This is a genomic window from Pseudescherichia sp., assembly GCF_031979925.1.
GTDB lineage: Bacteria > Pseudomonadota > Gammaproteobacteria > Enterobacterales > Enterobacteriaceae > Pseudescherichia.
Map to the genome: position 1 here is coordinate 15,523 of NZ_DALZFB010000011.1, position 12,788 is coordinate 28,310.

General features: G+C 51.0%; 9 protein-coding genes. 4 read left to right on the forward strand and 5 right to left on the reverse strand.

What is annotated here, in order from left to right:
* Positions 1–139 precede the first annotated feature (139 nt).
* The gene (locus tag RTM13_RS16575) at positions 140–1,306 is read left to right on the forward strand and encodes a hypothetical protein (RefSeq protein ID WP_312213370.1); all 1,167 of its coding nucleotides are present in this window, start codon (positions 140–142) and stop codon (positions 1,304–1,306) included.
* 30 nt (positions 1,307–1,336) lie between these two features.
* On the opposite strand, the gene RTM13_RS16580 is transcribed toward RTM13_RS16575, so the two are convergent.
* The 4 genes from RTM13_RS16580 to RTM13_RS16595 form a co-directional block, all read right to left on the reverse strand.
* Positions 1,337–1,477 carry a hypothetical protein gene (locus tag RTM13_RS16580; protein ID WP_144811972.1) on the reverse strand — a complete coding sequence of 47 codons (141 nt, stop codon included), beginning with the start codon at positions 1,475–1,477 and terminating at the stop codon, positions 1,337–1,339.
* Positions 1,478–1,568: 91 nt separating this feature from the next.
* Positions 1,569–2,687, reverse strand: a complete 1,119-nt coding sequence (locus RTM13_RS16585; RefSeq protein WP_312213372.1) for a mechanosensitive ion channel family protein — start codon at positions 2,685–2,687, stop codon at positions 1,569–1,571.
* A 105-nt stretch (positions 2,688–2,792) separates the two neighbouring features.
* Positions 2,793–4,277, reverse strand: coding sequence for an Ig-like domain-containing protein (locus RTM13_RS16590; RefSeq protein WP_312213374.1), 1,485 nt, complete (start codon positions 4,275–4,277; stop codon positions 2,793–2,795).
* Positions 4,278–4,336: 59 nt separating this feature from the next.
* Positions 4,337–6,709, reverse strand: a complete 2,373-nt coding sequence (locus tag RTM13_RS16595) for an Ig-like domain-containing protein (RefSeq protein ID WP_312213376.1) — start codon at positions 6,707–6,709, stop codon at positions 4,337–4,339.
* A gap of 215 nt (positions 6,710–6,924) precedes the next feature.
* On the opposite strand from RTM13_RS16595, the gene RTM13_RS16600 reads away from it, so the two are divergent.
* Positions 6,925–7,578, forward strand: a complete 654-nt coding sequence (locus RTM13_RS16600) for a hypothetical protein (protein ID WP_312213378.1) — start codon at positions 6,925–6,927, stop codon at positions 7,576–7,578.
* Here the strand turns inward: RTM13_RS16600 and RTM13_RS16605 are convergent.
* Positions 7,552–8,151 carry a hypothetical protein gene (locus tag RTM13_RS16605; RefSeq protein WP_312213380.1) on the reverse strand — a complete coding sequence of 200 codons (600 nt, stop codon included), beginning with the start codon at positions 8,149–8,151 and terminating at the stop codon, positions 7,552–7,554. The genes RTM13_RS16600 and RTM13_RS16605 overlap by 27 nt on opposite strands.
* A 619-nt stretch (positions 8,152–8,770) precedes the next feature.
* On the opposite strand from RTM13_RS16605, the gene RTM13_RS16610 reads away from it, so the two are divergent.
* Together RTM13_RS16610 and RTM13_RS16615 are read left to right on the forward strand one after the other, a co-directional pair.
* Complete coding sequence (locus RTM13_RS16610) at positions 8,771–12,160, forward strand: Ig-like domain-containing protein (RefSeq protein ID WP_312213382.1); 3,390 nt, start codon at positions 8,771–8,773, stop codon at positions 12,158–12,160.
* A gap of 68 nt (positions 12,161–12,228) precedes the next feature.
* The gene (locus tag RTM13_RS16615; RefSeq protein WP_312213384.1) at positions 12,229–12,786 is read left to right on the forward strand and encodes a hypothetical protein; all 558 of its coding nucleotides are present in this window, start codon (positions 12,229–12,231) and stop codon (positions 12,784–12,786) included.
* The last annotated feature ends 2 nt before the right edge of the window (positions 12,787–12,788 follow it).

The following is a 12,788-nucleotide window of genomic DNA, read 5'->3' on the forward strand; positions in this document are numbered from 1 at the left end:
ATCTCCTTGTTCACGGGTGTGCTGACATACACGATAGTATGTCACACGAATGTGAAACAAAAGGGTGGGATAATTTCATACTTTAACGTCTCCCAGGCTGCCTATACTCGTGGGACCGATCGTCGCCGGGTCTCTTTTAATGTCGATAACAGAACGTCTTTTCGCTTTTCAGCATGGAAGCCAGAACATTGTAATCCCTCTCCTGCTCTGCATCCTCTCTCTGCCAAATCAGTACGCCTGGGGCTTCTATCCGCCAGATCCCCCTGCGGAGTGCAGCAGTAACCCAGACGATGCAGGGCGTGGACGCTGTCTGTTGGATCAGGTTTACCTGACGGGCGACGTATCAGCCGAAGCGGGCTTAGACAGAACGGCTTATCGGCAGCAGGCAGGCGCCGCGCTGGCACAGATCGAAGAGATGAAGGCACCTCCGGCCTGGCTGCTGACAGAGGCACGCTTCGCCTGGGCGTGGGCCAGCGATCCGGATAATGGCGTCTTTATCGATTGGCAACGTGAAGAGGCGGACAGGCTGACCATTGCGCACTATCAGAAGGTCTGTTTTCCCCCCTACTCAGAGACGGTCAGCGTGGAGCGTGATATCGCCCAACTGATGTGCACCGTTGCCCGGCAGCGTATCCATCTGCTGGAACATGGCCTGAATCAAATCCAGCAGGATGGTGCCGGTATGAAGGCGTTGTTGGAATTTATCAAACGCTACCCTCTGCTGAAAAGCGATACGGGGCTGGATGAGGCTAACCTGCGGCAGGCGCGACGGTTAGTGGTACTCGGCCTGGGCTTTGCTACAGCCGAGCGTGCGGAAACACAGGCCAAACAGGCGGTAGGGCTGGCCTTTCTGATGCTCTCGGTTGCGCAGGCCCAGTTTGACCAGCCGGATCGCGAAGCGGTTGCCTTTGCTGCTGATATCGTGCAGCTCGTCGATCTTGCCAGACCTCAGGATCGTTCCCGTCAGGACTACAACATCAAGCTGGTCATCCTAAGCCACCGTCTGGTTTCTGCAACGTTCCCGCCTGAAAGCCCAATCGTCGTCAATAGCAACCAGCTGCAGACGGACATGAATATTGATATCGCGTTGGATCCTGTCTATCCGCCCACCATGCGTAGCGCGGCGGCAGCTGAGGCGAAGATACTGGTAGACAATTTAACCCAGAACGCTCTACAGCAGAGAGAGTATGCCACGCAAAGAGAGCGGCTGGAGGTGGTGCAAACGCTCTTTGAGCGGCTGGAGCAGTATAAGCCAGAGCCGGAGCAGCACCCGGAGTTCGCCGCTGTCTGTCCCATTAACACATAAAAAAACCGGCCAGAGCGGCCGGTTTATGCATCAGATTTTGCAGGCGTCGCCGCAGTCATCGTCGGCGACGATCGCCTGCGCTTTTTTATCCGCGTCTTCCAGACGTTCCGCGTTGCGCTCCTGCGCTTCGTCAAGCCCGGCAAACTCCAGATTGTCGAGATCAATTTCCATTAGCTACCCCTTTTTAAAGCCGATTGAACTGATACTTTAGCATTATATGCCATCCGTTCGGGATGGCGAGAAATGCTAACCTGCACCTGAATCACGCCTCCTTAGGCCAGCGCTGCATGGCGACAGGGAACGGCGTCGCCTCTGGCTGGGCAGGCGTTCTGACGACCAGGCTAGGCAGCGCCAGCTCGATCTCATTTTCATTAAGCTTTTCAATAATTCGGATATTGATCTCCTGCTGAATATCCATGTACTTGTTATAGTCCGCCGTATTCACTATATGCACGACCTCAAAGGTCAGGCGATCCGCATTAAACGCCAGCAGATGGGCGCGGTCGAATTTCGTTTCGCCTACCTCAGTAATAATCGTTTTGACCATGTCACCAATGAGGCGCAGCTTTTCCGGCGGCGTGGCGAGGGCGACGCCAAAGGTAAAGACGATACGGCGGGTCTGCATACGCTTATAGTTGTGAATGGTCTGCTGCAGCAGCTGGGCGTTGGCGCAGACAATCTGCTCGCCGCTGAGGCTGCGAATGCGCGTAGTTTTCAGCCCTATATGCTCAATAGTGCCGGCGACATCGTTAAACACCACAAAGTCGCCGATCTCAAAAGGCTTATCGAAACCGATCGACAGGGAGGCGAAAACATCACTCAGCACGGTCTGGACTGCCAGCGCAATAGCAATACCGCCAACGCCAAGGCTGGCAACCAGCGCGGTAATATCGACGCCGATATTCGCCAGAATCGACAGCAGCATCATTGACCAGACTACGACGCGGAGGATCATCCCCAGGATCACCATCGTCACCGGGTTCTTATTGGATCCGGGCGCATAGAGCAGATGACGCATCCATGACTGCACGCCCTGATCGAGCCAGATGGCAACCTGAATGGCAATAACGAAAAACCAGATGTGGGAAACCGTTGAGAACAGGCGGTCAGGCAGGTCAACGAAGCGCAGGCTGAAAAGAAAAGCCGCGATGAACAACAGAACCTTATTGGTTCGCTTTAACATGTCGAAAGCAATAAAGTGCGGGCGCGCATTGCTACCCTCTTTTTTGCTGGCCTGCTGGATAGTTTTATAGACAAAGCTCAGCAGACGGTTCGTCAGCCAGTAGGTCAGCAGAGTAACAAAAAAGACGATAGCCAGATTGATCCAGAAAGCGGGGGACATCAACACCGTTACGATGTTTAGCCGTGCCAAATACTCCATTTTACCTCCAGTTTATAGCGCAAGAACACTACAGTATAGACAGTGGAGTATGCCCTGGCAGGGGAGCAGTTTGCCAGGCTGTGGTAGCCAGCCTGGCAAATTCAGTTAATTAACAACGTCTATCCAGGTTGATTGTTGACTTCCATTATCCAGCGTTGCAGTTACGACGGCTTCTCCTGAGGCAGTGCTACTGAGAACGGTGCTGGCTGTACCTTGATCATCCGTGATCGATGTCGCTGAATTAAGATTACCCAGCGTTGTCGACCAGTAAACGGTCGCTCCTGCAACGGAGCCACCCGATTTGCTCTTCACGAAGGCCGTGATGGTCGCGCTATCCTGCCCGTCGGCGCGGATAGTGGTTTTACTCACGTTCAGGGAATCGATATAGAGATCCTGAGCGGCGCTATCTTTCACCGGAATAATCCTGAGCTGGTAACTTTTACCATCTGGCCCATAGGCATATACCATGGCATTTTCAGCTTTGGTATCGGTAAAGGAGTTGGTTGCAACACCAGCAGTGTCGATATAAGTGATATTGTGCGCCAGCTTGCCGTTAGCAGACATAGTTACCCACGTTACCATCGCCCCTGCAATGTCCTCACCATTTGAAGCGTGGACTTTTGCTGTTAAGTTGGCCACCGCTTTATCGCCGGATGTTTCAATTGTCGGGGGGATCGCCAGCATATCACTTACAGATAGAGAGTCAGTTTCTACCTGGGCACTTGGATCATAGGTAAAGGTGGCGTCAGCGGTTTTCGCGGCTGGTAGGGTCAGCTGTATGATCGGGACGAACATACCGTTGGTTTGCTCATAAAAATCACGCTGGTCAGCCTGGGCATCTGCCAGACCGCTGGCATTGGTATAGAAGAAGGCCTGGATAGGCAGCTGCTCAGGAATATCTTGCTGCCACGTAGCGATGCGCAACTCATTTTGCGTTTGAAATGATTCATCGCTTATCTTGCCCATGCTCAAAATCGTTTGGTAAAACGCATCCGTTACACCGGTATAATCTTTTGTAAGACCAAAACCACACTGCGAACCATGTGAGGAGTTATATTTAACATAGTGATTGTACCAGCCATCAGCATCGGTAATGCCCTGTAGCTGGCACTGTTTACTTTCACTCTGTCCATTATACATTCCGCATCCTGCATCATCACGGCTGTTTGTCGCGGCATCAATAGGGAATGAGCAGAGCACATCGAGATCTATCTTACCGTCAGGTTTATTATCGTTGGGGTAGACAAAAAAACCGTTGTAGTAGCTATAGGCCAATTTATTATATTTTGAATCTGCTCGGAGATAAGAGAATGACACCCCGCCGCTGGTAACGGAAGAGGGGCTAGGATTCCATGCAAAATAGCTCGATGAATGATCGGTTCCTCTTAGCTCTACGCCAGAGCAGTTAAAGGCAGGTGAGTTATTCTGCTTACAGGCGGCAGTACTATTCTTATATTGTGTAGATAAACTTAACTCAACCTGTTTGCCATGCAGATCCTGCCAGCCACTTTGCTCTAATGTTATGTTGTTCTGTGCGAGAAGATTAAAGGATATAAACAGTAACGCATAAAGGTATGTGGATGTTTTCATAAAATATTCTCTAATTAAATCAAACCGGCGGTAATAATACCGCCAGTCTGTTTCTATCGTTATTTTGCATAATAAGAGATGTTGCCATTGATATCATTTGCAGGGAAATCAATCACGCCAGACGTAGCGTCACCCCATACAAAAATTGAATCATCGGCTTTCAATGCGGCAAAAGCGCGGGTATTGCTATAAATAGCGGCGACATCATTGAGGCCTGGAATAAATGAATTTCGGCCACCCGTATCGGGATCCCCCCAGGTAATAACCCGTCCTGCTCTGGTCAATGCGGCAAAGCTGCTGCCGTTCGCGCTAATAGAGACGATATTGTTCAGCAACGATTCGACTGCGCTTATATCTCCACCATAGGCCTCATTTCCCCACGCAATGACGGTACCGTCTCTGCACAGTGCGGCAAAAGCACCATAGGTACTTTTTACATCGATAATATCAGTTCTCGATTTATACTCTTCCGGTAAGCTATTGCCATAGCTACTGTTACCCCAGCATACTATACCGCCGTTTGAGAGCATGGCAGTATAGGCAGACTCTGTTGCAATGAGCCGTGAGGCATTGTTAATGTAATTGACGCTACTTGCGTTACCACCATAATCAGTGTCACCCCATGCTTTTATTGTTCCGTTTGCAATAACAGCGAAAGCACGGCGACTGGCACAGCAATCATCGATAACGCTGAGAGAGCTGATGGCACCTGGTACACTTCCACCACACTGATAATCACCCCAGCCAAAAAGCTTACCGGCGTCATTTATTACTGCGAACGCATTCTCATTCGCAACAATTGACTTAATGTCGCTCATTGCAGAAATAGTAGAGGGAACGGAGAGAATAATCTCTGTACTACCATCTGTTCCCCACCCCCAGGTTTGAATATACGGATAGAGTAGCGAACGCAGAGCATAGGTTCCCCGGGCGGCTTTAATATCTACGACGCTATGCAGCAGCACTACGCTGGCAGGAATTTTTCCACCTTCGGCTGTATCTCCCCAGGCGAAAACAGAGCGATCGGTACGGATCGCCGCGAAAGAATCATATGCAGCGTAGAGTGATTGCACATCATGATTAATGCTGGCGGGAAGCGTATAACCACCGCTGGTTGCCATACCCCATCCCACATAGCTGCCGCTATTTAATCGTGCAGCAAATGCGCCTGAGGAAATATCTGTATCGGTCCACTCGCCGTTGCCCAAAATATTGGCGACATTGAGGGTAAGGGTATCGCCATTAATGTTACTGACGTCGAGATATTGATCGGGTTGCGTATCGATAAAGTAGCTATCAATGGTGTAATTAACGTCATTTTTATAACGCCAGACGACGGGCATCGGCATAAGCGTTTGCGGATGAAGCGCGACCAGATAGCCTGTCTGTACCTGGCCCGCCCCGCGGATGCTGCTGCGCGCGCCACGGATAATGGCAAATGTTTCAGGGGCGGCAATTTCAACGCTGCACGATTTGGTGCTGCCGTTGCTAAGACGTGCCATCACTGTTGCGGTGCCGGTATCACCTGTATCGCTCAACGTGACCGTGGCGACGCCGCTACCATTGGTAAGAGAAACGCTGGTGCTAAGGTCGCCGAGGGTCGTATTCCAGTCAACGGGAACGTTAACCATCGGCTGACCGGAGGCGGCGTCGGTGACGGTCGCTGAGAAGGTAGCGATGTCGGTACCGTTATTAATAAGCGTGGCTTTGTCACTGGCCAGAGTGCTGATTTGGGCAGTGTCAGGCAGGGAGGTGCTTGAAAGCATGACTTTCCATGATCCATCACTCTGGCGTACAGGATCGCCAAAGGACCAGCCGTCAGGCAGCCCGGAGACAGAGGAGAGCGTCAGCGTGTCGTTATTATAGATAAGCATTGCAGAGGCAGAACCTGACCACTCCACGGTGCTGGAAGCCGTATCCAGCGTGCCGGTCGTCAGGGACGCGAGGGTCGATGCCCCATTAACGGGCTGGACAAAAGCGAGGAGGCCGCTATGTTCCGTTGACGCGAAGGTAGTAACGCTAGTAGCAGAGCCTGGAACAAGATAGGTTGAGGCAGAGCAATTTTGCGCGGTGAAATCGCCGATAAGCTCGACAAAAACGGGGATCGCGAGGGTGGCATCAACGCCGAGAAATTGTAGCGGGTACTGAGGGGTAGAGAAAACAAATGCAATATCAGGAACGCTGGCGGTAATGTACTGCTCAACGTGTCCAGCATAAGAGATAGCAGGATTGCCAGTATCAACGCTGCTCCACAAAAAAGTGAACATGTTATCGGAGCCAGGAACAGAGACAGACTGCTCTGTCCATGAATTGGCAGACGAGGCGACGATGCCAGCTTGTCCATGCGTAGCGCTTAGTGCAGTACCCGCGTAGTTGGGCAGCGAGTAGAAAACCAGCGAAGAAGCCTGAACGCCAGTTACGGATGATTCCATGATAAAACTCCTTAAACAGAAAATAAAATTAGAGAGAACCCTCAAGTTCAGAGAGACTGTAGCGTCAAGGGGAAGGCGAATTGTGCAAATAAAGCAGTAAAAGGAGTGAAATAGGAAAGAGTGTGTTTTTAATTGCTCATTGTTAGTGTTTTTCAGTGATTTCAACCTCCCGGCGGCATGTAAATTGGTGGATGGCTTTTTATGAGGATAATAAAGTGAAAATTGTTACGGTTTTACGCAGCGGAGGAGAGTACACCGCTGAACATGTCCGCTGGTTTGATAAACAACTCTGTTCACGCTATGAGCACATCTGTTTAACAGATATGAAGGTGAAGGGCTTAAGGTCTCTGGCATTAAAAACCGACTGGCCAGGCTGGTTTGCCAAACTGGAGCTTTTTGATCCAGAGTTGATCGATGATGATATCTTTTATATTGACCTGGACACCGTTATTGTGGGCGACTTCGATCATATGCTTCAAAACAACGCCTTGTCGGCGTTAAGGGACTTCTTTTTCCCAAATTTGGCCGCCTCCGGCATCATGCGCATTCCGCACGCGGCCAAAGCGGCTATCTGGCAAAAAATTAAGCCACTGTCCAGTCGCGATCTGGCCGGTTATAAGGGCGACGGCGAGATGCTTCGTACTATGGTAGACTTTAATTTCCTTCAGGATGCGTATCCCGATGAGATCATTAGTTATAAAGCGCATATCGCCACCCGAAGAATGGTTGGATTTAGCCCGGTCTTTTCTCAAGGGAATGGGAGGGTACCTGCAAAGGCAAAAATAATTTGTTTCCATGGCAAACCAAGGCCCTGGAGACTTAGTTTGCCATGGATAGCAAACCTATCCTCTTTGACACCATGCCTCTAGCGACATCTGGGGAATGCCTGTTAACTGTCCGCAGCTGACAACATCAATCTGCCTGCGGGCACTGGCAAAAAGCAGTGGCAGGTGAGAAAGGTTATTTGACGTGCCTCCTTCAATACGGGGTTGGCTAGTGGCATCAACCCCAATGAGGGCGACCTTCTTAAAGCCCAGGTGGTAAGCCAGACCCAACGCGCCATACGCACTGTTACCTGAATGGATCTTATTTTTATCTTCTGATAAACCGCATACGGCAGACCAGCGCCAAAGCCACCACTCCGGTGTCCCTTTTACTTGCGGCTGCGGGCCTCGCCGGGCCAGCCGATGATAAGCGTTCACCCCATTAATAGGGCTTTTTAAGCCTGCCGCATGGTAAATGACGCCATCCCGTCTCTTACGTAAGCGTGCAATATTATCGGCTGACGGATCCAGGGTAAAAAAGTGATCGGCGCGAGGAAGCCAGCCGATCGCGCCATTGACCGCAATTATTGTTATATCCGGTGGGGGAGTGAAATTTTTAGCCGATGGCCCTGAAGCAACGATGATTGCTCTGGTAGAGGTTAGCACGGGATATATCATTTTCAATCCTCATTTGAAACAGATTTATATTTTTACTGTGAATGCTTGGCCTGTTTTCTAAACATTATAAGATCAAGTAAAGTAGAGTTGTTAACTGTAGGTGTTAAGCGATGTTATAAGGCTATCCTGCATGTTGAGCAATTATACATAAAAGAAGCGTGCATTTTTTGCTTATGAAGAAAACTATTTTTAGCTTATCAGATGAGCCAGGGTAATTGATTAGTTGCTTTGGTGTTTCCTTGCTTAAGGATTTTCGCATTGACTAATCAGAGTCAATTGTTTTTATTGTCTCATAAAAGAGTCATGGGTAAGGTTAAAGGACAAATGAATTACTGATACTATTCCCATTTCGCAAAAAGGTTGTGATATTTATCTGAGCAATCCTTTTAACGAAAACTACTAAAGCTAATTTCATATGCAATCAAAGCATTTCTATGTGTTTTTGCTTTTACGCAATTTAAAAAATTGACGGCCATATATTAGCGGGTCGCTCAAGATAGGTATCTATATGAGTGAGAAAAGATCATTTTCTAAATTGAGAAGAAAGCGCGCCTTTATCGGCGTCGTATGGTTACAGGTTATATTACAAACCGCCATGCCAATGGCGTCGATCGCCAGCATGAGTGCACATGCCGAGACTCAGGCGGCAACGGTGCCAGCCTCGCCCTTTGCCATGGACAGAGCACCCGCTTCTGTTCCCGGGAGCGCGAATTTCAGTTCTGTCGCCAGCACCCTCTCATCAGCAGGGACGTCCGGGTTAACAGACGCAGCGGCCTCCGCTGCAACAGGCTATGCCGCCTCCTCAGTGCAGGAGTGGTTAAACCAGTTTGGTACAGCCCGGGTTCAGTTAAACGTCGATGATAATGGTAACTGGGATGACAGCGCTTTTGACTTCCTGGCACCACTGTATGATAACCAAAAGTCAGTGCTGTTTTCACAGATGGGATTGCGTAGCCCGGACGATCGCGTAACCGGTAACCTGGGGCTTGGCGTTCGTACCTTCTATTTAAAAGAGTGGATGCTGGGTGGAAACGTCTTCTTTGACGACGACTTTACCGGTAAAAACCGACGCGTCAGCTTTGGTTCAGAGGCCTGGACCGACTATCTTAAACTGGCCGCTAACGTCTATATGGGGACGACCGAGTGGCACTCATCTCGTGATTTCGATGATTATAATGAGAAACCCGCAGATGGGTTTGACGTCAGGGCAGAAGGCTATCTACCGGTCTATCCGCAGCTGGGCGTCAAGGCCATGTATGAGCAGTACTATGGGGATGATGTTGCTCTGTTCGATACGGATCATCTGCAAAGTAACCCGTCGGCAGTGACCCTGGGCATTAACTACACGCCTGTGCCCCTTATTACCGCTGGCGTGGACTATAAACGTGGTCAGGACTCCATGGATGAGACCCGTTTTAGTCTGAATTTCCGCTATGCGCTCGGCCAGTCCCTGCAGTCACAGCTCTCCTCTGACCAGATGGCATTCCGTCGCAGCCTTGTAGGTAGCCGTTACGATCTTGTCGACCGAAATAACGAGATTGTTCTACAGTACAAGAAGAAGCAGAGCGTAGCGGTATTATCCGATCTCGCCATCTATTCTGCCGTAGACGGCAGCCCCGCCGATGGTAAAACGGCGAATACCATCACGGTCCATGCGATCGATAATGAAGGCAACGCTGTGAAAAATGCATCGATTGCCTGGAGCATCAGCGGGCAGGGCACACTCAGTTCAACAGCGGGCGTAACCGATGCTAACGGCAACGCGTCAGTCAACGTGACCGATACCACTGCTGAACAAAATAGCGTCAGCGCTACCTCGGGTGGTATTGTCCGCAGTACGACAACAACCTTTGTTCAGTCCGTTGCGGCACTGAATCTTAAATTAACCAAAAACAACAGCCAGGCTGACGGGCAGGATCAAAACGCCGCCCAGGTAACCGTTGAAGATGCGAACGGTAAAGCGATGTCCGGCGTCGCCATTGCATGGAAAGTAGATAACGGTGCCATGATTGCCAGCAGCGATGCAGCAACCAATAGCAGCGGGCAGGCAAGCGTACATTTTACCAGCGCGCAGCCAGGTGCCGTTAAGCTCACCGCCACGGCAGCAGGCAAAACAGAAACGGTTAGCTCTACCTTCCAATCAGCAGGCGTTTCAACTCTTAACGTTACGATGTCCACAAATAATGCTATGGCAGATGGCGTAAGCACCAACATCGCCCAGGCGCAGGCTTTGGACGATCATGGCAATCCGCTGGCCGGAAAAGAGGTGACCTGGCGTCTGGGAAGCGGTAGTGCCGTGGCAACCTCACCAATGACCAGCATAACGGATCAGAATGGTATTGCCACGTTAACGCTAACCGATAAGGTGGCGGAAAGTCAGCCGGTGGTGGCAAGTTCGGATGGAGTACAGGGTCAGACGCAGGCGGTATTTAATGCCGTTCCAGTCTCGGCCATCGACGTGAACGTTACTACGACCAATGCACCTGCCGATGGCACATCGACCAACGCCGTTCGGGCTGTAGTTACCGATGCCAAGGGTAATCCCATGCCCGGCGTTGCCCTGACATGGAGTGTAAGCAGCAGCCACGCCAGCGCCACTTCGCCGCTTGCGGTCACAACTGACGCTAACGGGGCCGCGACGTTCAGCCTGACCGATACCGTAGCAGAAACCGTAACGGTTAATGCCAGCGCAGGAGGCCAGCAGAGCAGCGCCAGCGTGACCTTTGTTCAGGCGGATGTGAAAGGTATTGACGTGAGTGTTGTCACAAACAATGCGCCTAACGATGGTTCATCGACTAACGCTGTGAAGGCCATAGTGACCGACTCTAAGGGCAATCTCATGTCCGGAGTCAGTCTGACATGGAGCTTAGGCAGCAGTCACGCCAGCGCAACTACGCCTCTCACGGTCACTACCGATGTTAATGGGGTTGCCAGCCTTAGTCTTACCGACACCGTGGCGGAAACCGTGCAGGTTAAGGCCAGCGCAGGCGGACAGGAGGGCAGCGTCAGTGTGACCTTCACCCAGGTTAATGTGAACAGTATTACTGTACAGATGACCACTAATAGCGCTCCCGCGGATGGTCAAACAGAGAATATCGCCCAGGCGCAGGTTTTCGATGACAAAGGGCAGCCGATGCAGGGCGTTAATGTGACCTGGAGCGTAAGCGGTAACGCTAAAGCTACCTCGTCGCTTACCGCGATGACCGATGCGAACGGCTATGTGACGTTGAACGTAGTCGATACGACCGTGGAGGCTGTTACGTTAACGGCCAGCGCCGGGGGGAAATCGGGTCAGGTCTTTGCCACATTCACCGAGGTGCCCGTAGGCAACGTCGCCGTCACGATGTTAACCAATGGGGCAATGGCCGACGGTAAGGCTACCGACGAAGCGCAAGCGGTGGTAACGGACAAAGCCGGCGCGCCGATGCCAAATGTGCAGGTGATCTGGTCAATTAGCGCGGGCAATGCCATACCTATGACCTCGCTGAACGTCAATACGGACGAAAACGGTATAGCAAAACTGTCATTTGTTGACACGACGGCGGAGTCGTTAACCATCACCGCAGCGGCGGGCGGTCAATCAGGGCAAACTACCGCCTCGTTTGTTGAAGCTGGCTTTGGCCCGGTGACCATTGAGTATCCCAGGGTCCATAACGCTGGCATCAATCACTATGCAGTCAATGGTGGGCTACTCATTCGGATGAAGGCATGGCCGGGAATGGCGGCTGGCGATCAGGCCACGGTTCATTTTGTGATTAAAGGTGAAATAGCGCCAGAGTCCAGATTGCAGGTACTGCCGGACTACACCTCCCCGGTACATACGGTGACTGCCGATGAGGTTGGCTCGGATATTGACTTTACGGTACCTCAGGATCAGGTGGATGGCTTACAGCCAATTGAGGGTAACGAGAATAGTTTAGTGTCTACCGGAGCGGGCACGGTAGTGCGCCCAAGTACAGGCATGAAGGTTGAATCTGCACCGTTAATAGAAACGGTTGATACGCGCTGATCCCATGCGCTCTAAAAAGCAGCCCGGCAGGGCTGCTTTTTTATATTAAACAATAAACTATGCAAATTATGATGCTAACTAAAACCATTGCAGTATGCGCATCGGGTCCTTCGCTAGTCAGAGAAGACTGTGAAACGGTTATCCACGCTGGCATTCCTGTTATTGCCGTAAACTCCTCCTGGCAGCTAGTACCAGAGTGTACGTATATCTACGCAGCCGATCGTCGCTGGTGGCAGAAGAACATAATCTATTTACCGGCAGGCCCTCAGCGCTGGACCTGCAGCAAACCGGCCTGCGCGGAATTTAACCTGAACTATTTCCAGCCTGATTATCGCGGATCGTTTAATTCTGGCCTGCGGGCTATTCTGTTTGCCCGTTACTGCGGAGCCAGCAATATCATTTTACTGGGTTTTGATTGTTCTATTGCCTCCGGGAGCCACTGGCACGGTGACCATATCGGACTTGGCAACCCTAATCAGGACGCGGTAAAAATATGGCAGAGCGATTTTATCTGGTTATCAAGTTTTCTTGCCGATAGCGTGAAGGTGATCAACTGTAGTAGGAGGTCTGCGTTAACCTGCTTTACTAGCGCTCCACTCAGTGAAGCGCTGGTTAATAGCGGTTAAAG